This window comes from Stutzerimonas stutzeri, assembly GCF_002909485.1.
GTDB classification, from domain to species: Bacteria; Pseudomonadota; Gammaproteobacteria; order Pseudomonadales; family Pseudomonadaceae; genus Stutzerimonas; species Stutzerimonas stutzeri_AH.
Map to the genome: position 1 here is coordinate 34552 of NZ_PPXG01000003.1, position 21794 is coordinate 56345.

General features: G+C 62.4%; 24 protein-coding genes. 16 read left to right on the plus strand and 8 right to left on the minus strand.

Annotation, left to right across the window (positions count from 1 at the left end; all coding sequences use genetic code 11):
* Window positions 1–18: 18 nt before the first annotated feature.
* Window positions 19–1440, minus strand: a complete 1422-nt coding sequence (locus CXK91_RS07590; protein ID WP_103455576.1) for an iron-containing redox enzyme family protein — start codon at window positions 1438–1440, stop codon at window positions 19–21.
* A 190-nt stretch (window positions 1441–1630) separates the two neighbouring features.
* On the opposite strand from CXK91_RS07590, the gene CXK91_RS07595 reads away from it, so the two are divergent.
* Together CXK91_RS07595 and CXK91_RS07600 are read left to right on the plus strand one after the other, a co-directional pair.
* A complete protein-coding gene (locus tag CXK91_RS07595) occupies window positions 1631–1840 on the plus strand; it encodes a hypothetical protein (protein WP_103455577.1) in 210 nt (69 codons plus the stop codon).
* 166 nt (window positions 1841–2006) lie between these two features.
* Window positions 2007–2348 carry a PilZ domain-containing protein gene (locus CXK91_RS07600; RefSeq protein WP_103455578.1) on the plus strand — a complete coding sequence of 114 codons (342 nt, stop codon included), beginning with the start codon at window positions 2007–2009 and terminating at the stop codon, window positions 2346–2348.
* 24 nt (window positions 2349–2372) lie between these two features.
* Here CXK91_RS07600 and CXK91_RS07605 read toward each other — a convergent pair whose 3' ends face one another.
* The 7 genes from CXK91_RS07605 to CXK91_RS07640 all read right to left on the minus strand — a co-directional run bounded on the left by CXK91_RS07605 (window position 2373) and on the right by CXK91_RS07640 (window position 9542).
* Window positions 2373–4469, minus strand: coding sequence for a flagellar biosynthesis protein FlhA (locus tag CXK91_RS07605; RefSeq protein ID WP_103455579.1), 2097 nt, complete (start codon window positions 4467–4469; stop codon window positions 2373–2375).
* Window positions 4466–5608: a flagellar type III secretion system protein FlhB gene (gene flhB, locus CXK91_RS07610; RefSeq protein ID WP_103455580.1), complete on the minus strand. Its 1143-nt coding sequence runs from the start codon at window positions 5606–5608 to the stop codon at window positions 4466–4468. Before flhB ends, CXK91_RS07605 begins: the two co-directional genes overlap by 4 nt.
* Window positions 5601–6380, minus strand: a complete 780-nt coding sequence (gene fliR / locus CXK91_RS07615; protein ID WP_103455581.1) for a flagellar biosynthetic protein FliR — start codon at window positions 6378–6380, stop codon at window positions 5601–5603. The genes flhB and fliR overlap by 8 nt, the downstream gene beginning before the upstream one ends.
* 21 nt (window positions 6381–6401) lie before the next feature.
* A complete protein-coding gene (locus tag CXK91_RS07620) occupies window positions 6402–6674 on the minus strand; it encodes a flagellar biosynthetic protein FliQ (RefSeq protein ID WP_014595416.1) in 273 nt (90 codons plus the stop codon).
* Window positions 6675–7582: 908 nt separating this feature from the next.
* Complete coding sequence (fliP, locus tag CXK91_RS07630) at window positions 7583–8338, minus strand: flagellar type III secretion system pore protein FliP (RefSeq protein WP_058063368.1); 756 nt, start codon at window positions 8336–8338, stop codon at window positions 7583–7585.
* Complete coding sequence (gene fliN / locus CXK91_RS07635; protein ID WP_103455583.1) at window positions 8335–8706, minus strand: flagellar motor switch protein FliN; 372 nt, start codon at window positions 8704–8706, stop codon at window positions 8335–8337. Before fliN ends, fliP begins: the two co-directional genes overlap by 4 nt.
* Window positions 8703–9542 (minus strand): FliM/FliN family flagellar motor C-terminal domain-containing protein, encoded by an 840-nt coding sequence (locus CXK91_RS07640; RefSeq protein WP_103455584.1) that lies wholly within the window; start codon window positions 9540–9542, stop codon window positions 8703–8705. Before CXK91_RS07640 ends, fliN begins: the two co-directional genes overlap by 4 nt.
* Window positions 9543–9976: 434 nt before the next feature.
* On the opposite strand from CXK91_RS07640, the gene CXK91_RS07645 reads away from it, so the two are divergent.
* The 14 genes from CXK91_RS07645 to CXK91_RS07710 all read left to right on the plus strand — a co-directional run bounded on the left by CXK91_RS07645 (window position 9977) and on the right by CXK91_RS07710 (window position 21794).
* Window positions 9977–11359, plus strand: a complete 1383-nt coding sequence (locus CXK91_RS07645) for a sigma-54-dependent transcriptional regulator (RefSeq protein WP_103455585.1) — start codon at window positions 9977–9979, stop codon at window positions 11357–11359.
* Between the two features lie 20 nt (window positions 11360–11379).
* Entirely contained in the window at window positions 11380–11700 is a 321-nt protein-coding gene (locus CXK91_RS07650) for a flagellar hook-basal body complex protein FliE (RefSeq protein ID WP_103455586.1), read from the plus strand.
* Window positions 11701–11720: 20 nt separating this feature from the next.
* A complete protein-coding gene (gene fliF / locus CXK91_RS07655; protein ID WP_103455587.1) occupies window positions 11721–13397 on the plus strand; it encodes a flagellar basal-body MS-ring/collar protein FliF in 1677 nt (558 codons plus the stop codon).
* Window positions 13369–14436: a FliG C-terminal domain-containing protein gene (locus tag CXK91_RS07660; protein WP_103455588.1), complete on the plus strand. Its 1068-nt coding sequence runs from the start codon at window positions 13369–13371 to the stop codon at window positions 14434–14436. Before fliF ends, CXK91_RS07660 begins: the two co-directional genes overlap by 29 nt.
* A gap of 1 nt (window position 14437) precedes the next feature.
* Window positions 14438–15136, plus strand: a complete 699-nt coding sequence (gene fliH, locus CXK91_RS07665; protein WP_103455589.1) for a flagellar assembly protein FliH — start codon at window positions 14438–14440, stop codon at window positions 15134–15136.
* Window positions 15137–15139: 3 nt separating this feature from the next.
* On the plus strand, window positions 15140–16474 hold the full coding sequence (gene fliI / locus CXK91_RS07670; protein WP_103455590.1) for a flagellar protein export ATPase FliI: 1335 nt from the start codon (window positions 15140–15142) through the stop codon (window positions 16472–16474).
* On the plus strand, window positions 16471–16896 hold the full coding sequence (locus tag CXK91_RS07675; RefSeq protein WP_103455591.1) for a flagellar FliJ family protein: 426 nt from the start codon (window positions 16471–16473) through the stop codon (window positions 16894–16896). The genes fliI and CXK91_RS07675 overlap by 4 nt, the downstream gene beginning before the upstream one ends.
* Before the next feature lie 190 nt (window positions 16897–17086).
* Complete coding sequence (flgM, locus tag CXK91_RS07680) at window positions 17087–17362, plus strand: flagellar biosynthesis anti-sigma factor FlgM (RefSeq protein WP_103455592.1); 276 nt, start codon at window positions 17087–17089, stop codon at window positions 17360–17362.
* Complete coding sequence (locus CXK91_RS07685) at window positions 17359–17799, plus strand: flagella synthesis protein FlgN (RefSeq protein WP_103455593.1); 441 nt, start codon at window positions 17359–17361, stop codon at window positions 17797–17799. The genes flgM and CXK91_RS07685 overlap by 4 nt, the downstream gene beginning before the upstream one ends.
* A gap of 369 nt (window positions 17800–18168) precedes the next feature.
* Window positions 18169–19437: a flagellar filament capping protein FliD gene (gene fliD / locus CXK91_RS07690; RefSeq protein ID WP_103455594.1), complete on the plus strand. Its 1269-nt coding sequence runs from the start codon at window positions 18169–18171 to the stop codon at window positions 19435–19437.
* The gene (gene fliS / locus CXK91_RS07695) at window positions 19437–19832 is read left to right on the plus strand and encodes a flagellar export chaperone FliS (RefSeq protein WP_015278795.1); all 396 of its coding nucleotides are present in this window, start codon (window positions 19437–19439) and stop codon (window positions 19830–19832) included. The genes fliD and fliS overlap by 1 nt, the downstream gene beginning before the upstream one ends.
* Complete coding sequence (locus tag CXK91_RS07700; RefSeq protein WP_103455595.1) at window positions 19816–20136, plus strand: hypothetical protein; 321 nt, start codon at window positions 19816–19818, stop codon at window positions 20134–20136. Before fliS ends, CXK91_RS07700 begins: the two co-directional genes overlap by 17 nt.
* A 143-nt stretch (window positions 20137–20279) precedes the next feature.
* The gene (locus CXK91_RS07705) at window positions 20280–21299 is read left to right on the plus strand and encodes a flagellar hook-length control protein FliK (protein WP_256055748.1); all 1020 of its coding nucleotides are present in this window, start codon (window positions 20280–20282) and stop codon (window positions 21297–21299) included.
* Window positions 21300–21335: 36 nt separating this feature from the next.
* Window positions 21336–21794, plus strand: coding sequence for a flagellar basal body-associated FliL family protein (locus tag CXK91_RS07710; RefSeq protein WP_103455596.1), 459 nt, complete (start codon window positions 21336–21338; stop codon window positions 21792–21794).

Genomic DNA, 21794 nt, shown 5'->3' on the forward strand with positions numbered 1-21794 from the left:
CTTTCCTTGATTGTGCCGTCAGTTGAACAGACCGCTGAACAAGCGCGTAGCCAACAGGCCGGCAGCGCTGTGGTGTCGCTGGGGGGCAATTAGCGGCAGCAGCAGGCGCATGCGCGCGGCACGATCGGGAAGGCGCGCGACCTGCTGCTCGAGCAGTTGCAGTTCTTCATCGAAATCGTTGCCAGGGGCGAGTTCCGTCGACTGCGGGCCGGTAGCGCCTTGTGGCGCGCGGCGAGCGTTGAAAAGCGCCTGCCGCTGCAGAAGCGCGCCGCGTGGGCTGCGCTTGCCGTCGGCCTGCCAGTCGCCGGCAATCCAGTCGTGGATGGTCTGCTGCTCGTAGGCGCTGAAGACGCCGAACATCGGCGCCTGTTCACCGGTAATCAGCTGCCAGAAGCGGCTTTCCTGCGGATCGTGGCCACGCTTGATCCAGCCGCGCTTGTCCAGCACCGCGAGAAACTCCTCGACGTCGTCAGCCAGCCACTGGTTGACCGTGCGACCTTCGAAACGGCAGTAGTCGGAGTGCACGAACTGGCCGACCGCGGCCTTCTTCTCGAAAATGCGCTGCACCTCGCGAGACAGATCGAAGTCGCCGATCACCGAGACGGTGCTGGCGCCAAGGTCATTGAGCCGGTAGCCATCACGCACCCGACGATAGAAATCCGCGCTGTCGCCGACGAGCGGCAAGGCGTCCAGCACGCCTTGAACGGCCTTTTTCGCATGGCCGTTGTCGGCGTTGTCCACGGTGACGTGCAGGGTGAAGTAGTAGGGGTCGATACCCAGCTCGGCCAGCTCGTAGGAACTGATCAGCAGATGCAGGGGCAGCTGTTCGTAACCCAGATTGAAGCCGATCACTTCAGGCAGGAACTGCTCGGCGTGCTCGGCCAGGGCCAGCTGGATGGCGCCTTGGATGAAATGGTCGTCGTCGAGATCCTGCCAGTCGTCGCAGCCCTGACTGGCTAGCAATTTGCGGTAGAGCACCACATGGTTCTTTTCCGGCAACCCTTCGCCGAGCTCTTCCAGATAGGTCTGGATCAGCGCGGTGAAGCGGGCATCGTCCCAACGCTGTAGCAAGCCATACAGCCACGCCCCATCGACCAGTTTGGTCGGTGCCACGCCCCGCAGGAAATGCAGGGCATGGGCCTTGTTGGAGAAATAGCGGCGTGCAGCACCGGCCCGACGCTGGTCCAGGTAGGTCTGGTAATGGCGTCCGACTTCCTCGGTGCGCTGCATGACCCAGGCTTCCAGATCGGCCGGATTTTCGGGCAGATCACAGGGCAGCGCGGCCGCAGCCTCAATTTGCCCTCGCAGGTAATCGGCAGCTGCATCGCGCGATTGCTCATCGGCCTCGCGGAACAGCGCGAAATAAAGGGCTCGTGATGGCTGAACCGTCTCCGGGGTGGCGGCTGGCGTGAACGGCAGGCTGCGAGAAGAGAGTTGCATAATTATGATCTGTGGCAGTTCTAGTTAACTTTTGGCTGCTGCGCGCTTGGAATAGTTCAGCTGCACCGCTGAGCGGCCATTGGTCCAGAAAGCCGCCGTTGCGCTGCAACTTCCATAGGCGTTGCTCTTCCTAATCGAAAGACGCTCCGCATCGTGCAGAGCGTCGTGGCGCGCAATCGAGGAGCAGCTGATGAACCAGAATGAACAGGGTCGCGAAAGCGTCGAGTCCATCGATCAGACCGGCGACGCACATGAGCAGGACCCGGAAACCACCTCTACTCAGGGCGAGGTGGCCGGCGGTGACGAAACCGATGTACCGGGCGGTGCCTATAACGTGCCGCCAGCGGTTACCGAGGAGGTGAGCGACGACTCGTCTCGCTCGGATGGTTCGTCACAATAAGGCGAGGGCGATCCGCTCTACGCTGATGCAGTCGATGCTGTGCGGATGATGTTCGGACTTAACTTTGCTGCGGTTTAGGTCGCCTGCTGGCTTTACACCTGCCAGCTTCCGCGGCCGCAGCCTTCCGTGCTGCGGCGGAGACGATCCATTTGCCCGAGCAACGGACATGCGCCAGCACAGACGCTTCAGCTTTCGCCACATAAGCAGCATTCAGGTCACCAATCGCTTGAATGGCGAGCCCATGGGCTATGTCGTCGATTTATCGCTGGGCGGGCTGCGCCTGGTTTCCAGCCAGCCGCTGGCTGTAGGCGGGTGCTACGAGATGGTGCTACACATGCCGGAGCAGGGTGAGCGGGTGCGACAGATCGAGGCTGTGGTGATCTGCCAGTGGTCGCGCAAGGATTCACGCAGAGACAGCTTTGAAATGGGCTTCGCCCTGGATCGGCCGTCGGCGGACTTCGCTGCCATGGTGGCCAATCAGCTGCCGCGCCGCCGCAGGATCTACTGACTCTCCCTGCGGCGACGCCGTTGCTTAACCCAGCGTACCGAGGATGTTCACACCGACGCGGTCGGGAATCTCGTTCTGCGACAGCACGTGCAGGCCCGGGCTGAAGACCCGTGCGTAGCGCGACAGCAAGGGGCGCAGCTGGGGCATCACGGTCAGGATCGGTGGATGGCCATCCTTGCGCAGTTTTTCCTTCACCACCGGCATGCTGTTCTGCAGCTGGTTGAGCAGGCTCGGCTCCACCGGGATATTGTCCAGGCTTACCTGGCCGGCTTGCTGGGCGATGGCGAGCGCATTGAGCAGGGTGTTCTCCAGCGCGTTTTCCAGCACGAACACCGCCAGCTCGCGACGATCTCCGGCAATCATCGATACGATGCTGCGACGCAGCGCATAACGCACGTCGGCGGCCAGTAGCACGGGGTCCTTGGTGGTCTCGCTGCATTCGAGGAGGGTACTGGCGATGGTTTCGATATCGCGCAGCGGCACTTCCTCCAGCAGCAGTTGGCGGTACACGCGCATCTGCTGGGTGTAGCTCAGTGCGTTCTTGAGGCTTTCGGCGAGTTTTGGGGCTTGCAGGGTCAGACGCTGCATCAGGTGCTCGACGTCGTCGTGCTTGAACAGATCGGGCAGATGCTCGCGGATCACCTTGTTCAGGTGCGTGGCGATAACGCTGGCGCAGTCGATTACCTGATAGCCGAGGTTCAGCGCGCGGGACTTGTCCGTCGGCTGAATCCACACCACCTGCATACGGTAGGCTGGATCGGTGCCGAGGATGCCGTCGATTTCGCCATACAGCTCAGCCGACGGGATCGCCATCAGCCGGTCGGCATGCAGTTCGGCACCGTCGATCTTCTCGCCGTTGATGTAGATGTCGTACTGCGAGGCCTTGAGCCTGAGGCTGTCGCGGATCTGCACTTCCGGCAGCAGAAAGCCCAGATGCTCGGACAGTGTCTGGCGCACGCCGCGTACCCGCGCCGGCAGCGGCGCACCGGACGCTTCGTTGACCAGCCCGACCAGCTTGTAGCCGAGCGATACCGACAACCGCTCGACCAACGGAATGTCTTCCCAGGCCAGCGATTGCGCCCGCTCCTTGTCCATTGCCTGGCCGAGCTGCTGAATCTCCTTGAGATCGGCGCCGGCGGCCGGCGGCTCGTGCAGCGAGACGCGCCAAGCGATGAAGCCGATCAGCGCGGCGAAGCCGAGGAACGCCAGGTGCGGCATGCCCGGCACCATGCCGAGCACGAAGAGGATGCCGGCGACGGTGTACAGCGAGGCGGGGTTGGCCAGCAGCTGGCGCTGGACCTGGCTGGTGATGTCGCTGGATTCGTTGATGCGGGTAACGATGATCGCCGCAGCGGTGGACAGGAGCAGCGCCGGAATCTGCGCAACCAGGCCGTCACCGATGGTGAGCAGCGCGTATTGCTTGAAGGCTTCGCCGGCAGCCAGGTCGTGGACGAATACACCGATGGCGAAACCGCCGAAGAGGTTGATCAGCAGGATCAGAATGCCGGCAATGGCATCGCCACGGACGAACTTTGAAGCCCCGTCCATCGCACCGTAGAAGTCGGCTTCCTTGGCCACTTCCTGGCGCCGCGCCTTGGCATCTTCCTGGGTCAGCAGGCCGGCGTTGAGGTCGGCGTCGATGGCCATCTGCTTGCCCGGCAGGGCGTCCAGGGTGAAGCGCGCGGTGACTTCCGAGATGCGCTCGCCGCCCTTGGTGATGACGATGAAGTTGATGATCATCAGGATCACGAACACCACCAGGCCGACGATGAAGTTGCCGCCGATCACCACCTCGCCGAAGGCCTCGATCACCTTGCCCGCGGCGCCCGTACCCGAGTGGCCTTCGAGCAGCACCACGCGGGTCGAAGCGACGTTCAAGGTCAGGCGCATCAGCGTGGTGACCAGGATCACCGTGGGGAACAGCGAGAAATCCAGCGGGCTCTTCGACGACACGCTGACCAGCAACACCAGCACTGCCATGGCGATGTTGAAGGTGAACAGGATATCCAGCAGCTGCGGCGGCAGCGGCAGGATGATCATCGCCAGAATCGACAGGATGATCAGCGGAATGCCGATCCGGCCACTGCGGAATGTGGGCGTGAGTTTCTGAATCAGGCTCATGAGCGCGCTCGGTTGAACAGTTCTTCGGGGATGTGGATGTTGCTGGCCAGCGCCGGCTTGCTTTCCCGGCGGCCCTGTTTCCAGGCCTTGAGCTGGAGGATGTAAGTCAGCACGTGAGCCACGGCGGTGTAGAGCGGCGCCGGGATCTGCTGATTGACCTGGGTGCTGTAGTAGATCGCGCGGGCCAACGGCGGCAGCTCGATCACCTCGCGCTGATTGGCCTGGGCCATCTTGCGGATGTACAGCGCCATCTCATCAACGCCACGGGCGATCACGAACGGCGTTTCGGCCTTCTTCGGGTCGTACTTGAGCGCCACGGCATAGTGGGTCGGGTTGACGATCACCACGTCGGCATCCTTGATCACCTTGGTGATCTGCCGTTGTGCCAGTGCGCGCTGCAGTTGCTTGATGCGTGCCTTCACCTCAGGGCGGCCTTCCTGGTTCTTGTGCTCTTCCTTGCGCTCCTGCTTGGTCATGCGCATTTTTTTCAGGAAGAAGAAACGCTGCAGCGGGATGTCGATGAAGGAGAACAGCACGAACACCAGCAGCAACGAAATCGCCAGGTCGAAGGTCAGCGAGAAGGCACCGCCGATGGCGTTGAAGATATCGGTGCGCTGCAGTGCAATCAGCCTCGGCGCCGCGTAGTAAAGCTGCCAGGCGGCGATGCTGAGCAGGGCGGCGATCTTCAGCAGCGATTTGGCCAGCTCGCTCCAGTTCTGGGCGCCGACCATCCGTCCCAGTCCTGTGATGGGGTTGAGCTTGCTGAACTTCGGCGCGAAATTCTTTGCCGAGAACACCCAGCCGCCCGGTACCAGGGCGAAGGCGATGACCAGGATCGGCGTCAGCAGCAGCGGCAGCAGCACGCTGACGAACACCAGCAGGTTGTGCAGCAGAATCACCTGCACGTCATCGATGCCGATCTCGCTCTGCTGGAAGTTGATATAGGAGTAGCTGAAGCTCTGCTGCATGCCGTCGAGAAACACCCCAGCGCTGAGCTTGAGCAGCAACAGCGTGGCGAGCAGCGAAACGGTGGTGGCGACATCCTTGGAGCGGGTGACCTGGCCGTCGTCGCGACTCTTCTTGAGTTTCTGCTCGGAGGCCTCTTCGGTCTTTTCCTGACTGCTGTTCTGCTCAGACATGGCCGCCGCTCCTGAGCAGAACGCCGATCTTGTCCAGCAGGTCGCGGGTCAGGTGCAGGTAGGCCTCGGCGAGGTTCGGCAGGGTCAGGTAGATCAGCGACAAGCCGGCGAGGATCGCCATGGGAAAGCCCAGGGAGAACAGGTTCATCGCCGGCGAGATGCGGTTGAGCAGGCCGAAGCAGAACTGCACCAGGGTCATGCAGAAGACGATCGGCAGGGCGATCAGCAGGGCCGCCGAAATCACCCAGGCCATCGACCAGGCGATGGTCTGCAGACCGTCGTAGAACAGCCCGCTGCCGATCGGCCAGTAGACGAAGCTCTGGTAGATGATGCTCACCGTGACCAGATGCCCGTCGATGGCGAAGAACAGCAGTGCCAGCAGGATGAAATACAGCTGGTAGATGATCGACGCTGAGGACACGCCGTTCATGGGGTCGTTGAACACCGCCATGGACAGCCCGAGCTGGGTCGAGACCACGTCACCGATCAGGGTGAACACGGTGAACACCAGCAACAGCGCCAGGCCCAGCAGCAGGCCCATGGCGATCTGCTCGATGGCGGCCAGCATGCCTGCCAGCGACAGCGGGTCGAGCGTCGGCGGTGTCGGCAAGGCCGCGCCCAGCACCAGGGTCAGCGCCAGCGCCAGGAGGATGCGCACACGCACGCTGATCGCCTTGTGACTGAACATCGGCGCCAGACTGAGCACGGCCATGATCCGGCAGAACGGCCACCAGTAGGCGAGCAGCGATTGCAGGTATTGGCCGGCGTGCATCAGGGGATCGTTGGGCATGATTCAGCCGACCAGGCGACCCGCCTGCTGGAAGGTTTCGATGAACAGGTCGCTCAGCGTACGCAGGATCCAGTGCCCGGCGAACACCAGCATGCCGAGGGTGATCAACAGACGTGGGAGGAAGCTCAGCATCTGTTCGTTGATCTGCGTGGCGGCCTGGAAAATGCTGATCAGGAGGCCGCCGAGCAGGCTCGGCACGATCAGCACGCAGACCACCAGGACGATCACGTGAATGGCGTTGGAAACGATATGGACGGCGGTGTCGGGGGTCAGCATGGGAGCACCTGGGCGGCGATACAGCCGCTACAGGTCGCGGCGAGCTGGTAGTGGCTTTGGCTTCGGGTGTAATGGCTCTTTGTTGTAGTTGGCTGAGGCAGTGGTTTCGCCCTGCTGGGCGACTCACTTTTTTCAGTCGCGAAAAAAGTAAGCAAAAACGCTTGCCCCTCCATCCGGCCCCGGCTGCGCCGGGGTTCCCTCGCTCCGGTGACGCTCCAGGGGCCCGCCGCGAAGGGCCATCCCTGGCCCATCGCGGCTCTCGCGGCATCCATGCCGCTCAACCCCTTCCACGCCACCTGCGCTCGGCCTCCTGAAAGGGGCGACTCGGTCGCGCCTGAAAGGCCGTGCAGCGAAGTGTATGTGCGGGCTTCAAGGGATCGTAGGGTGGGTAACGCGTAGCTTACCCACCGATTTTTGCGCGCAACGTTCGAGACCAATCGCTGTGTCGCTTGCGGTGGAAAATGCTTCGCAGTTTTCCACCCTACGGCGTCCGCCTGCGGGCAAAGCTGCTTTTCCATTGCACGAACTGCCAGGCGACGCGAAAAGCCCCTTTCAGGAGGCCGAATGGAATCCGCGCGGAGGGGAGCGAGCGGCATGGATGCCGCAAGAGGCGTAAAGGGCCATGGATGGCCCTTGTACGCCGGCCCCCGGAGCGGGGATGGAATGAGGGAAGTCGAGCGCAGCGAGACCCGGATGTAGGGGCAAGACCTTTTGGTTCCTTTTGGGGCAACTGCCAAAAGGGACTCGCCCAGCAGGGCGAAACCAATGCGTCGGTCGACTCCGCCAATAGGCCCTGGCCTAGGGAGCCCAAGCCCAGCAGCTTCGCGGCCAAGGTCGCTCTCACAAACGCGCCCTGCCTCCCCATTCTCCAAGCCCCACCGCACGGCCAACGCCTTCATCCCCATCACCTAAAACGGCTGAATACTGGTGGTCAACGTCCCCATCAACAGCGCCCAGCCGTCAACCAGCACGAACACCATCAACTTGAACGGCAACGAAATCATCATCGGCGAGAGCATCATCATGCCCATCGCCATCAGCACGCTGGCCACCACCAGGTCGATCACCAGAAACGGCACGAAGATCATGAAGCCCAGCTGAAATGCAGTCTTCAGCTCGCTCAGCACGAACGCCGGCAGCAATAGCGAGAAGTCCAGGTCGTCGAGGTTCTCCGGCAGCTCTTCGCCGGCCAGCGCCACCATGGTTTCCAGGGAGTTCTTGTTGGTCTGTGCCAGCATGAAACCGGCCAGGCTGCCCTTGGCCGAGTCCAGCGCCTGTTCGAGGGTGATCTCGTCGTTCTGGAACGGCTCGTAGGCCTGGCTGTGGATGTCCTGCCAGACCGGGCGCATCACCAGCAGGGTGACGATCAGGGCGATGCCGATTAGCACCTGGTTCGGCGGACTCTGCTGCAGGCCGATGGCCTGGCGCAGGATGGCCAGTACGATGATGAAGCGGGTGAAGCAGGTCATCATCATCAGCATCGCCGGCAGGAAGCCGAGCAGGGTCATGATGATGAGGATCTGCAGCTTCACCGAGAATTCCTGGCCGTTCTCGGTATCGTTCAGGTTGAACAGGGTGATTTCGCCGCCGGCGGCCTGGGCTGCCAGGGGCATCAGGCCGATCAGCAGCAGGCCGAGCAGGCTCAGGCCGCGACGCAGGTTCATGAGGCGAAGGCGTCCAGGCTGGTGCCGGACAGTTCGACGATACGCAGGCCGTAGTTGCCGTTCATCACCACCACCTCGGCCTTGGCGAACAGGGTACCGTTGACCTTCACGTCCAGCGGTTCGCCGGCCAGCTTGTCGAGCACGATCACGCTGCTGGTATCGCACTCCATCAGCTCCTTGAGGGAGATTTCCGCGGAGGCAACCTCGAGGGTGACGTTCACCGGGATCTTGCCGAAGAAGCTCAGGTCCTGGCGCGGCGCAGGCGCTGCGGCAGGGGCTTCGAGCGCGGGGGCGTCGACGGCATCCAGGCTGAGGTCGCCTTCGTTGATGAGGTTTTCGAATTCGTTATCGGAAAGATGGCCGTTCATTGGGTGTTCACGCTTTCAAGTGAAGTAAGGAACAGGGCCCCGTCCTCTTCGAAGATGGTGCCGCGATAGAGCTTCTGTTGGTTGATGCGCACTTCGTAGCGGTCCAGCGGGCGCAGCATCAGGATGTCGTCGAGCTGTAGAGCGAGTACCTGGGCCAGCGGCATCTGTGCCGACGCCACCACGCAATCGAGGTGTACAGGCAAGTGCTTGATGTGATCGATGGGGTTTCCCGGCATGCGCGCCGGTGGTGGCCCGGCCAAGCGGCTGGTCAGTTCGTCGACCAGATCGGTATCCAGATAGATGTAGATCGAGGAGCGGCTACCGGTGATATGGCTGATGTACTCGTACTCGGCCACATATTCCCAGCTGGTTTCCTCGTAGTCATTTCGATAACTGTCGAGTTTGCCGAATGTCTCGCCGGACAATATCGAGCGGGCAAATATGTCAGTGATGTCCATGCCCAGACGGTTGCGCATTCGCTGTTCTGACGTGCTGATCGGCGGTGTGTCCTGACTTGCCAGGACGGTGCCGCCGTAATAACACTCGAGTGCTTCAGTCAGTAGTGCCCGGTCAATCGAAAATCCAACTTTCCCCATGGCCGACCGGTATATGCAGTCCGGCTCGTCGCTGCGCTCTTCCTGAACATCGATCCGGTTCAGTTCGAGGTTGATTCGATAGTTGCGCAGGAAGTAATCGCCGATCAGGCGCGGGTTCTTGTTGGTCGTTTCCTTAATGTATTGAGGAATCTTGTGGTGATGCCGTCCCAGCTTCTGCGGTTTCAATACAGTCAGGCTTTGGGCGGGCACGCCATGGTGGACTTTTGAGTTGCCAGTCATGTTGTGAACTGTATTTCCTGGAGTCGGTGAACACGGCGGCGATGCCGCTGGCCATTTATGCAGAGCGTTGGCTGGCTGGCACGGGTGTTTTCCGGGCACGGCTCTAGCGTGCCGCCATCCTAGGCCTGGGCGCGTGAGGGGTTAAATCAAGAGATATCAAATGAGCTTTTTTGAGCTCGTCAGGCGTCCATTGATTTCAATTAAGCAGAACTGATTGGGTGATTGAGGCAGCGTCCTGATAGCGTGCGCGCACTTGTTCGGAGTGCCGACGAAAGTGCGCTGGGTCGATTGCGAGTCAGAAGCCAAAAAGACGGCAAACAGTTCCGAAAAATTAAACAGATTTTTTCTTTCGCATTCCGTTGGGCCGCAATTCGAGTAATTGCAGCGGTGCCAGGAAGGCAAGGTGGGTCACATTGAAAAGTATCGGTCAGGCAATGAACTACGCATGCGACGAGCTATTCGATGAATTGCCGGCGAAGAAGGTTGCAATCCTTGGGAGTGCGCAGGAGGCCGCTTGCGACTTTCTCCAGGCCGGGTTGCGCCGGCAGGGCTGCAAAGTTAGTCGCTACGATGCTCTGGATGCACTTGGTAGATCCAAGAACGACCAGTTTTCCCTGATGTTTGTGGTTGTCGGTAGTTTGCCGGCACGCTCCTTATATGCGCAGATAGAAGCGCTGACGCGACGAGCGCCCAATATCAGTGTCGTTCCGGTCGTCGAGTACGCCGACCAGGAAAGGGCGGCGACGCTGCTGGAGCTTGGATGCGTCGACTATCTGCTATCGCCGTTCAGTGAAACCCAGCTTGGCGCGTTGCTGCGTCGACAAGCTTGCGCTGATACGGCGCAGGAGAGCTTCGTATCCTGCTCCCAGGCTGGTCGTCGGTTGCTGGCCATGGCTCAGCGCGTTTCGATGACCCGCGCGCCGATCCTCATCACCGGCGAGACCGGTACTGGCAAGGAGCTGATGGCCCGTTACATCCATCGCTTCTCCGCGGGTACGGACGCACCCTTCATTGCAGTCAATTGCGCAGCGATCCCCGAGCAGATGCTCGAGTCCATTCTCTTCGGCCACGAGAAAGGCGCCTTTACCGGCGCCGTTAGCGCTCAGCCAGGCAAGTTCGAGCTCGCCAACGGCGGCACCCTGCTGCTCGACGAGATCGGCGAGTTGCCGCTGGGGCTGCAGGCCAAGCTGCTGCGCGTGCTGCAGGAACAGCGTGTGGAGCGTTTGGGTGGGCGGCGCGAGATCGAACTGAACGTGCGCGTCATCGCCGCGACCAACCGCGACCTGCAGCAGGAAGTGGCCGAGGGGCGCTTCCGTGCCGACCTGATGTTCCGCCTGGACGTGCTGCCGCTGCACATCAGCCCGCTGCGCGAGCGCAAGGAAGATGTGCTGCCGCTGGCCCGTCGCTTCATCAGCAAGTACGCGCCGCAGGAAGCCCATGACGAGCTGCTCACCGAGGACGCCTGCCGCGCACTGTTGCAGCACGACTGGCCCGGCAATGCCCGTGAGCTGGAGAACACCGTGCAGCGCGCGCTGGTGCTGCGCAACGGGCTGTTCATTCAGCCGCAGGACCTCGGGCTGGCGGCGCCGACCGCCGTACCGGCACGAACCGAGAGGCCGCTGGTGCTCGCCCCGGAGAACGGCAAGGCGGCGCTGCGAGCCAGTGGCAAATGGGCCGAGTACCAGCATGTGATCGACACCATTCGCCGCTTCGACGGCCACAAGACCAAGGCGGCAGCGAGCCTGGGCATGACCTCACGCGCCTTGCGCTACCGCCTCAATGCGATGCGCGAGCAGGGCATCGAACTGAATTTCTGAATGATCGGGGAAGAACAGCCATGAGTTCCATCACTCAGGTACAGCAGGATCTGCTGGGCCGCATGCAACAACTGGCGGGTGTCGCCGAGGGACAGGCGGTCCGTCCGTCGAGCATGGCGACCAATGCGATCAGTAGCTCGTTCGAGGCCGCGATGCGCTCAGTGGATGCCCAGCAACATCAGGCCAGCGCGGCGATGGCGGCGGTCGACAGCGGCAAGAGCGACGATCTGGTCGGCGCGATGGTCGACAGCCAGAAGGCCAGCGTGTCGTTCTCCGCCCTGCTGCAGGTGCGCAACAAACTGACGACGGCGTTCGACGACGTCATGCGAATGCCGCTGTAATCGGCCCAGAGAGCTAAGACGTGCTGCAGAAACTCAAATCCAGGTTGCCCGCAGGTGGGCTGCAACTCGATCCGCGTGTGACGCTGGCCGGTATGGCGGTGATCGCCGCGGCGTTGGCCGTGGCCGTGGCGTTCTATCTATGGCGCGACAATGGCTCGTTCCGCCCGCTGCACGGAGCTGGGGAATCTTTCCCGGCGGCCGAGGTGATGCAGGTGCTCGACGGTGAGGCACTGCAGTACCGCATCCATCCGCAGAGCGGGCAGATACTGGTCCGCGAGGACCAGCTGGCACAGGCGCGCCTGCTGCTCAACGCCAAGGGCGTGAAGGTGGCACAACCGGCCGGCTACGAGCTGTTCGACAAGGAAGAGCCGCTGGGCACTAGCCAATTCGTTCAGGACGTGCGCCTCAAGCGCAGCCTGGAAGGCGAGCTGGCGCGCACGGTCATGGCACTCAAGGGCGTGCAGCATGCGCGGGTGCATCTGGCGCAGGAGGAGAACAGTTCCTTCGTGGTCAGTAAGCGTGCGCCGAGCAAGGCGTCGGTGATGCTGCAGCTGGAGCCGGGCTACGCGCTCACCCACGATCAGGTTGGGGCCATCATCAATCTGGTCGCCAACAGCGTGCCGAACCTCAAGCCCGAGGATGTCGGCGTGGTCGACCAATACGGCGCGCTGCTTTCGCGCGGGCTCAACGTTGGCGGCGGGCCCGCGCAGAACTGGCAGGCGGTGGAGGATTATCAGCAGAAGGCGGTGGGCAACATCGAGCAGGTACTTGCGCCCGTGCTGGGCTTGGGCAACTACCGCATCAGCGTCGCCGCCGATATCGACTTCAGCCAGAAGGAAGAAACCTTTCAGTCCTATGGCGAGACGCCGCGGCTGCGCAGCGAGGTGTTGCGCAACGAGAGCGCGCTCGATCAGCTTGCTCTGGGAATTCCCGGGTCGCTGGCCAACCGTCCCGTGGCGCCGCCGAAGGAAGGCGAGGAGCCCGCGGCCGGCAGAGGCGAAACCAAGGGTGCTACGTCGCTGCGTGAAGAGTCGACTCGCCAAATGGATTACGACCAGAGCGTGGTGCACGTCAAGCACGCCGGCTTCGCATTGCGCCAGCAGAGCGTGGCGGTAGTGCTCAATTCGGCGGCTGCACCAGAGGGCGGATGGACCGACCAGGCCCGCGCCGAGATGGAGGCCATGGTGCGTAGTGCCGTGGGCTTCAAACAGGAGCGCGGTGATCTGCTGACCCTCAGCGTGCTGCCATTCGCCGCTGTCGAACGGATCGACGAGCCATTGCCCTGGTGGGAAAACACTCAGGTGCACGCGCTGGCCAAGATTGCGCTGGCAGGGCTGATCGCCCTGTTGCTGCTGCTCATCGTGGTGCGCCCAGCGGTGCGCAATCTCACCCAGCGCGACGTTCAGGCCCTGCCTCAGGCAGAAGGGCTGGAGGGCAGTCTGGTCGAGCCTGGGGCGTCTGCTGCCCTCGAAGGAGATGCCCGCCCGGCGCTGGCCAGCCCTCGTGAGGCCGGTGGCGCGCACATCTTCGGCGAGCTCAACCCGCTATCGGAAATCCGCCTTCCGGCGCCGGGGTCGGGCCTGGAGCTACAGATCGAGCATCTGCAGATGCTCGCCAAGAACGATCCCGAGCGTGTATCGGAAGTCATCAAGCATTGGATAGGGCGCAATGAAAGAGACCTCAACCCAGCCGGCTGAAGACAGCAAGGCGTCGTCCCGGGAGATCAAGCCGCGGCCGTTGCAGTTGCGCTCGGTCAGCTCACTGGACCAGGCGGCAATCCTCATGCTGAGCATGGGTGACGAGATTTCCGCGGGGATCCTGCGCAACTTCTCCCGTGAGGAAATCATCAGCATCAGTCAGGCGATGGCACGGCTGTCCAACGTCAAGCAGCCGATGGTCTCGGATGTGATCAGCCGCTTCTTCGACGACTACAAGGAGCAGAGCAGCATCAAGGGCGCTTCGCGTTCGTATCTGTCCGGGATGCTCGGCAAGGCGCTGGGCGGCGACATCACCCGCTCGCTGCTGGACTCCATCTACGGTGAGGAAATCCGCGCCAAGATGGCCAAGATGGAGTGGCTCGATCCCAAGCAGTTCGCTGCGCTGATCGCCAAGGAGCACGCGCAGATGCAGGCGGTGTTCCTTGCTTTCCTGCCGCCGGGCATGGCGACCGAGGTACTCGAGTGCATGCCGGCCGAGCGCCAGGACGAGCTGCTGTATCGCATCGCCAACCTCTCGGAAGTCAACAGCGATGTAATCGCCGAGTTGGAGCAACTGATCGACCGCAGCCTCAAGGTGCTCAGCACTCAGGGTTCGCAGGTGCGCGGCGTCAAGCAGGCGGCGGACATCATGAACCGCTTCAAGGGCAATCGCGACCAGATGTTCGAGCTGCTACGCGCCCACAACGAGGAGCTGGTCGGCAAGATCGAGGATGAAATGTACGACTTCTTCATCCTCTCGCGGCAGAACCAGGACGTCCTGCAGACTCTGCTGGAAGTCATCCCGCTGGACGAGTGGGTGGTTGCCCTCAAGGGCGCCGAGCCGGAGCTGGTCAAGGCCGTTCAGGCCGCCATGCCCAAGCGTCAGGCGCAGCAGATGGAGTCGATCAACCGACGCCAGGGCCCGGTGCCGTTGAGCCGTGTCGAGCAGGTGCGCAAGGACATCATGGGCGTAGTGCGCGAGATGTCGGCCGACGGCGAACTGCAGGTCCAGCTGTTCCGCGAACAGACGGTGGAATGAGATGACGGTCAAGGTGATCAAGGGTGCCGACCGCAGTTGGCGGCCGTTCCGCTTTCCGCCGCGGGTGAAGACTCCGGCGCAGACTGCGGCTGATTTGGCCGGTGACCCGGCCGCGCTGCAACGCGCGGTGGCCGATGGCTTTCAGGAAGGCATTGACAAGGGCTACCGCGAAGGGCTGGAGCAGGGCCGCGAGGCTGGGCACCGTGAAGGCTTCCAGCGCGGGGTCGAGGATGGCAAGGCGCTGGGCCTGGAAGAGGGCCGTCTGCAGGGCCGTCGTGCTTTCGACGAGGCGGGTCAACCATTGGACCGCTTGATCGAGGCGTTCGAAGGCTTTCGTCAGGAGTACGAACAGGCGCGTCGCGAGGAATTGCTGGAGCTGGTGCAGAAGGTCGCGCGCCAAGTGATCCGCTGCGAGCTGACCCTGCATCCGACCCAGTTGCTGACCCTCGCCGAGGAAGCACTGAATGCCATGCCGGGTGATCAGGAAGACGTGCGTATCCAGCTCAACCCGGAAGAGTGCGCGCGCATCCGCGAGCTGGCGCCGGAGCGTGCCACCGCCTGGCGCCTGGTGCCGGACGAGAAGCTCGCGCTTGGCGAGTGCCGTGTGCTGACCGCCCAGGCCGAAGCCGACATCGGCTGCCAGCAGCGGCTGGACTCGTGCATGGAAACCCTCGCTGAACACATCACGGCGCAGGGCTGACCGATGGCCCTGCGCGACAGCTTCCGCCTCGACGAGGCCCTGCGCTCGCTGGACAACGTGCAGCTGGCCAAGGTCAGCGGGCGGCTGGTGCGCGTCTCCGGGATGCTGCTGGAAAGCCTCGGCTGCCAGCGCATGACCGGCCAGCGCTGCTATGTCGAGCAGGGCGACGGCAGCATGCTCGAAGCGCAGGTGGTGGGCTTCAACCGCGATATCACCTACCTGATGCCGTTCAAGAAGCCTGTGGGGCTGACTGCCGGCTCGCGGGTGTTCCCGGCGCCGGACGACGCCAAGCTGCATATCGACGAATCCTGGCTGGGCCGCGTGGTCAACGGCCTCGGCGAACCGCTGGACGAACTGGGCAAGCTCGGCGGTCGCGACCCGCTGCCGACCGAGCTGCCCTCGGTCAACCCGCTCAAGCGCAAGCCGGTCAGTGAAGCGCTGGATGTCGGCGTGCGCGCGATCAACGCCACCCTGACGCTGGGCAAGGGGCAGCGCGTCGGCCTTTTCGCCGGCTCCGGCGTTGGCAAGAGTGTGCTGCTGGGCATGATCACCCGGCAGACCAAGGCCGACGTGGTGGTGGTCGGACTGATCGGCGAGCGTGGCCGCGAGGTGCAGGAGTTCGTTCTGCATTCGCTGGGCGAGGAGGGGCTGAAGAAAGCCGTGGTGGTGGTCGCCCCGGCCAACGAATCGCCGCTGATGCGCCTCAAAGCCACCGAGCTGTGCCACAGCATCGCCGCCTATTTCCGCGATCAGGGCCATGACGTGCTGTTACTGGTCGATTCACTGACCCGCTACGCCATGGCCCAGCGGGAAATCGCCCTGGCCCTCGGCGAGCCACCGGCGACCAAGGGCTACCCGCCATCGGTGTTCGGCATGCTGCCGGAGCTGGTGGAGAGCGCTGGCAACGGTGCCAGCGACAACGGCAGCCTGAGTGCCATCTATACCGTGCTGGCTGAAGGCGACGACCAGCAGGACCCCATCGTCGACTGCGCGCGGGCGATTCTCGACGGTCACATCGTACTCTCGCGGCGCCTGGCCGAAGCCGGGCATTACCCGGCCATCGACGTTTGCGCCTCGGTCAGCCGCTGCATGACCCAGGTCGGCCAGCCGGCGCATCTGGGCGCGGCGCGCCAGCTCAAGGAGTGCTACAGCACCTTCGAGAAGATCAAGGAGCTGATCCCGCTCGGCGGCTACACGCCGGGCGCCGACATCAAGACCGATCGTGCGGTGCAGCTGGCGCCGACCATCGAGCGCTTCCTGCGCCAGGATGTGGGCGAAGCCGCCGAGCTGGAAGCCAGCGTTGCCACCTTGCAGAACATCATCGGGAAGCCGCGATGAAACAGCAGATCGAAACCCTTGGCCGGCTGGCCAGCCTGCGCAGCCACCGCGTGCGGCAGATGCTGGGGCGGGTGCAGTACCAGCAGAACCTCTGCCAGCGTTACCGCAACAACATCACCGGGCTGAGCCGTCTGTGCGGATTTTCCGTGCCGATGAGCACACCGCTGCAGCGCGACAATCAGCAGCGCTACAAGGCCACCCTGTACAAGATGGTGGAGCTACAACGCCGCGAACTGGCGGTCGCCGAGCAGGCGCTGGAACGTATTCAGCGTGAGCTGCTGCAGGCCATGCGCAGCGAGAAGGTGGTCGAGCACATGATCGACGACAAGATGCGGCAATGGCAGCAGCTGCTTGCGCAGCAGGAACAGAAAATCCAGGACGGCCTGGCGGCGCAAAGCTGGTGGCGTAATCGGATGGCCTGACGTGTAGCCGGCCTGCGGGCGCTCGGCCTCGGCTCCTTGCCTCGCTTGCGCGCAGAGGGCCAGATCGAGGGTGGATTCGATCGGTGCAGCGGTGCGAAACATACCGTTGTCCATCCTTTGAAAAATAGATTTAAGCTTTTCACCCAAGCGGTCGCCTGTTTGGCATTAACCACCGAGTTGGAACGAAATCATGGAAATCAGCCGGCATTTCAAGCCCGCCCCTGCATCGGCCTCCGAGGCCAGCTCTACCCGGCAACCCCTCACGCGCCCAGCGCCAGAGGCCGCCGTGCGCCAGGCAGAAACTCTGCCGCTCGAGCAAATGCATGACGCTCTGCGCGCCATGCCAGACGTTGATCTGGACCGCGTTGCGGCTATCAAGCAAGCCCTGCAGAACGGCGAAATCTCGACCGATCCGGCCGAGCTGGCGGGTAGCATGCTGGCCTACCATCGTGGAAGCGATGCGTGAATCAGCGAGACAAGCTGCTAGAGATCGTCGCCAGTGATCTGCAGCAGGATTGCGAAGACTATTTGGCCCTGCGCGATCTGATGCAGGCGCTTTACGCATTCCTACTCGAGCGCGACAGCCCGGAAATCGATCGACTCAACCTGCAGATCACCACGCGTGTCGAAACCATCGGTGCGCGAGCCCAGCGTCGGACCAAGGTGCTGGGCGCCTTTCGCCTTCAGCCTGATGCCGAGGGTATGCAGCGTCTGCTGAGCTGCTATCCAGACGAACAAGCCGTGCGCCTGAGTCAGCTATGGCAGCAGCTTGGTGCGTTGGCTAGTCAGTGCCAGCAGATCAATGAGCGCAACGGCAAGTTGCTCGCCATGCATCACGAGATACTCGGCCAGCTGCTGGCCGGCAGTCACGATGCACGGCTCTATCAGCCGCAGATGTATTGAGGTCGCGACGTCGATCCACGTACGGCTTTGCTTCTCTCCTCCGCGCGTTTATGTCGGCTTTAGCCGGCAGACATGCTCGGCGCTTTCAAAACACTCCCGCACACATGGCGCGTGACGCGATAAAGCGTTCAGGCGCCTGCGCCCTGCTGTTTATTTGCACCAAGCCTTAAGTGCTACCCCCCTGACCGTCGCCTTTATAGAGAGATGATCCGCCGTTTTGCCGGGCGGAAACGGTATTTCCTCGTTTCCTCATCTAGCGACCGGGCGGAAGCTCCTCTTCTGCGTAAGAAGAAGAAAAACGCATATAAATCAATTAGTTATGAATTGGCACTCAACTTGCTCTAGAGAGCACAGGAAGGGGATCGGTAAATGGCGATAGATTCAGATTACGTAAAGCAGATGTCGACGCAGCTAGCGACCTATGAAGTTCAGTCTTCGCTGGATCGGCTCAATCGCAACGAAAGCAACTACAAGACTCAGCGTGACGCGCTGAGCAAGTTGCGTACCTCCCTGACGACTTTCAAGTCCGCTGCTTCGGGCCTGAAGACGGGCAGCGCGACCATGCTGGTCAACAGCGCCACCGTCAGCCAGGAAGGCTATGTCACCGCGAATGTGGGTACCAAGGCACAAGCTGGCAGCTATCAGTTCTATGTCGAACAGCTGGCCAGCAAGCAGCAGATTGCCGTGCAAGGGCTGGTCGATGGCAACCTGGGCGGGACGCTGACCCTCAAGGGACAGGCGTTCGAGCTGGGTGGTTATGCCACCCTCGACGAAGCGGCCAAGGCGATCAATGCCACCGCCGACCTGGGTGTGCAGGCGACGCTGGTGCGCAGCAATGGTGAAGTCAGTCTGGTACTGACCAGCGCCGAAAGTGGCACGGCCAATGCCTTCGCGCATTCGCTGACGGGCAGTGCCGCTACGACCACTACTCTTTCCACGGCGGCCGACGCGCGCATTCGCATGGGCGGCAGTTTTGGCGACGGCGGCATCGAGCTGACCAGTTCGAGCAACACCTTCGACAACGTCATCGATGGTGTAAGCCTATCCGTCAACAAGGTTCACACAGCCACCGATTCGGCGCTGACGCTCATCGTGGACCAGGACAAGAGTGCTACCAAAGGCAAGGCGCAGAGCTTTGTCGATGCCTTCAATGCCCTGATGACCAGCTTCGACTCGCTGACCGCCAGCGGCAGTGACAGCAGCGCCCGGGGCGCATTGGCCGGCGACTCCAGCGTCCGTGCTATCGAGAGCCGGCTGAACGCATTGTTGCGGACTGACTTTGGCGGCAACAGCCTGATCAACTTCGGCATCAGCGCCGATCGAAACGGCAAGCTGACCATCGACAACGCACGCTTCGAGGCGGCAGTGGCCAAGAATCCCGAGGGTTTCGAGGCACTGTTCACCGGCAAGGACAACCTGCTCGACAGCATCGACAAGACGGTGGCCAGCTACACCAGCAACACCAACGGCATGCTCAAGAACCGCATGGATACGCTGGACTTGAACCTGCGCCGCATTGACGAGCAGTTCGAGAATCTGCAGCAGCAGTACGACACCTATTACTCCCGCTACCTCAAGCAATACACCTCCATGATGCAGACCATGCAGAACATGGAACAGACCTTCGGAATGTTCTGATGACCTACCTACCCAACGACAGTTATGACAGCTATCGATCGGTGGATCTCGAAGCGCGCGCCGCTTCGGCATCGCCCTATGAGCTGGTGCTGGTGCTGATGGATGGCCTGCTCGACGAGTTGGCCCGCGCGCGTGGCCATATCGAGCACAAGCGCTATCAGCAGAAGGGCGCCTCGCTGGAAAAGTGCATGAACATCCTCAACGGACTAAACGGTGCACTGGATGAGGAAGGCGGCGGTGAGGTGGTGCAAGGCCTGGCGCGGCTCTACGAATACTGCATCTATCGCCTCTCCGACGTCAGCGTGACGCTTTCGCTGGAAGGGCTCGACGAAGTGGTGAATCTGCTCGGGACGCTGCGTGAAGGTTGGGAGGGCGTCAGTGCCGCGCGCAAGTGACGAGCAACGCCTGCAGGCGTTGCATGGACGACTGGCAGCCGCGTTACGCAGCAGCGACTGGCGTGCCGTCGGCGAAGTCGATCAGGCGATTCGGCATTGCCTCGAGCAGCTACCGCGCGCTTCTCAGTCCGAGGCAGTGGATACCGCCAGGCAGCAGCTCAAGCGCTTGCATGGGCAGGCCTTGAAGGCCTGCGCAGAGGAGTGTGAGCGCCTGCGTCTGCTGCTGGTGAATCATCTGGAGTATGCCGAAGGGCGTGCCGCCTACCAACGCATCGACATGTACCAGGCGGGAGACGGCCGGTGATCCAGTCTATTGCAGGTTCGACCACTGCCGCCGCACCGGCTGAGCCGTCGGCACATCCCCTTCGGCCGGTTTCGTTGGGTGGGCATGGGGTATCAGGTTCGACAGCGGGTGCAGCCGAGCTTCCTGCAGGCTTTCGTGGGCGCATGTTGCAAGCGGCTGCGGATCTGCACGCAGATGGCGCGCCGCAACACATGTCATCGACGCTGACTCTTGATCCGCTTACGCCCGATGAACTGCCGGAGCTTACCGAGACAAGCGTTGACGAAGTCGCTGAACAGGACGCAGCCGAGCAGTGGTTGCTGAGCATGTTGGACCAGCAGCAGGTGGTGGTGCAGGCTCGTGAAGCGATCAGCACCGGGCTGCCTGCAGCTTTGCCATTTGCAGCGGCGCAGGCCGAAGCGGCGACAGCCAGCCTCGGCGAATCTGCTGAGCAGCGGCCGGCTTATCTAGGCGCGCCCTTGCCGGCCGTGCAGCTCGAAGGTCACGGCGAGCGCTTCGCCGAGCACCAGTCTGGCAGTGTTGCTGTCCTGCGCGCCGCGTTCGATAGAGCCGCACCGCCGTCAACGCCAGCGCCAGATGCGTTGCTGCTCAGCCTGGAGCAGGACAGCGCGTTGCCTGTCGAGCACATATCCGCTCTGGTCGATGCGGGCGAGGGTCATGAAACGGCCATTCTAGGCGGCGAACGCCCAGCCGGCAGCGGAGTGCAGGTCGCGGAGCGCCTGATCAAGCTGCAAGGGCCCGATGCCAAGTGGGGCGAGCAGATGTTGCACGCGCTGCGCGAACACGTGGAAGTGCAGCTTCAGCAACGTCAGCAGAGCGCAACCATTCGCCTCGATCCACCAGAGCTGGGAAGCCTGGAAATCCATCTTAGCCATGACGCCGGCCGCCTCACCGTACAGCTGAGCGCTGCCAACGCAGACGTCGCGCGGCTGCTGCAGCAGACCAGTGACCGTCTGCGCCAGGAGCTGGTGGCGCAGCACTTCGTGCAGGTCAACGTTCAGGTCGGTGCCGATGGCCAGTCGGGCCGCCAGGGCCAGTCACGACAGTCGGAGCATGGCGAGGACGTGCTCGCCAGCGCCGCTGCCCCAGGCAGTAACACCACACCGGTCGGTGGCAGTGGACGTTCGGTCAGCCGTACAAACGATGTGCTGGTCACGGTCTGACCGGCTCAACCCCAACTACAGGATTGTGAATTGGTTATGTCGACGCCCCGTCTGGTTCTTCTGATGCTGCTGCTCAATGTCGTCACCGTCGCCGGTGGCGTCGGTGCCGCCTACTGGCTGCTCAAGCCGGGCATGTCCGGCATGACTGGGGGCGAGGTGGTGGCCGAAACCATTGAGCCGGTGGAGTACCAGTTCTATCCGGTGCCGAAAATCATCGTCAGCCTGCGCGGGGATGGCCGCGAGCATTACTTCGTGCTCGATCTCGCCTTACAGGCCGAAGCGTCGGACGAGCCGAAGAATTTCGAGCAGATCGAGCCGTTGGTGCGTAATTCAGTGGTCAGCTACCTTTCTGGATTAGCGTTCGCCGACCTGCGTGCGATGCCAATTGGCGAGCTGCAGACCCGTCTGGAGGAGGCGCTGTTTGCCGATTTCGCCAGCAAGAAAGCCGTAGTGCCGTTCCGGCACGTGCTGGTCAACAAACTGATCGTTCAATAA

Bases quoted from the DNA above. Each gene is read 5' to 3' on its own strand.
- CXK91_RS07590 (WP_103455576.1), bottom strand. From the start codon at position 1,440: ATGCAACTCTCTTCTCGCAGCCTGCCGTTCACGCCAGCCGCCACCCCG.
- CXK91_RS07595 (WP_103455577.1), top strand. From the start codon at position 1,631: ATGAACCAGAATGAACAGGGTCGCGAAAGCGTCGAGTCCATCGATCAG.
- CXK91_RS07600 (WP_103455578.1), top strand. From the start codon at position 2,007: ATGCGCCAGCACAGACGCTTCAGCTTTCGCCACATAAGCAGCATTCAG.
- CXK91_RS07605 (WP_103455579.1), bottom strand. From the start codon at position 4,469: ATGAGCCTGATTCAGAAACTCACGCCCACATTCCGCAGTGGCCGGATC.
- flhB (WP_103455580.1), bottom strand. From the start codon at position 5,608: ATGTCTGAGCAGAACAGCAGTCAGGAAAAGACCGAAGAGGCCTCCGAG.
- fliR (WP_103455581.1), bottom strand. From the start codon at position 6,380: ATGCACGCCGGCCAATACCTGCAATCGCTGCTCGCCTACTGGTGGCCG.
- CXK91_RS07620 (WP_014595416.1), bottom strand. From the start codon at position 6,674: ATGCTGACCCCCGACACCGCCGTCCATATCGTTTCCAACGCCATTCAC.
- fliP (WP_058063368.1), bottom strand. From the start codon at position 8,338: ATGAACCTGCGTCGCGGCCTGAGCCTGCTCGGCCTGCTGCTGATCGGC.
- fliN (WP_103455583.1), bottom strand. From the start codon at position 8,706: ATGAACGGCCATCTTTCCGATAACGAATTCGAAAACCTCATCAACGAA.
- CXK91_RS07640 (WP_103455584.1), bottom strand. From the start codon at position 9,542: ATGACTGGCAACTCAAAAGTCCACCATGGCGTGCCCGCCCAAAGCCTG.
- CXK91_RS07645 (WP_103455585.1), top strand. From the start codon at position 9,977: ATGAACTACGCATGCGACGAGCTATTCGATGAATTGCCGGCGAAGAAG.
- CXK91_RS07650 (WP_103455586.1), top strand. From the start codon at position 11,380: ATGAGTTCCATCACTCAGGTACAGCAGGATCTGCTGGGCCGCATGCAA.
- CXK91_RS07660 (WP_103455588.1), top strand. From the start codon at position 13,369: ATGAAAGAGACCTCAACCCAGCCGGCTGAAGACAGCAAGGCGTCGTCC.
- fliH (WP_103455589.1), top strand. From the start codon at position 14,438: ATGACGGTCAAGGTGATCAAGGGTGCCGACCGCAGTTGGCGGCCGTTC.
- fliI (WP_103455590.1), top strand. From the start codon at position 15,140: ATGGCCCTGCGCGACAGCTTCCGCCTCGACGAGGCCCTGCGCTCGCTG.
- CXK91_RS07675 (WP_103455591.1), top strand. From the start codon at position 16,471: ATGAAACAGCAGATCGAAACCCTTGGCCGGCTGGCCAGCCTGCGCAGC.
- flgM (WP_103455592.1), top strand. From the start codon at position 17,087: ATGGAAATCAGCCGGCATTTCAAGCCCGCCCCTGCATCGGCCTCCGAG.
- fliD (WP_103455594.1), top strand. From the start codon at position 18,169: ATGGCGATAGATTCAGATTACGTAAAGCAGATGTCGACGCAGCTAGCG.
- fliS (WP_015278795.1), top strand. From the start codon at position 19,437: ATGACCTACCTACCCAACGACAGTTATGACAGCTATCGATCGGTGGAT.
- CXK91_RS07705 (WP_256055748.1), top strand. From the start codon at position 20,280: ATGTTGCAAGCGGCTGCGGATCTGCACGCAGATGGCGCGCCGCAACAC.
- CXK91_RS07710 (WP_103455596.1), top strand. From the start codon at position 21,336: ATGTCGACGCCCCGTCTGGTTCTTCTGATGCTGCTGCTCAATGTCGTC.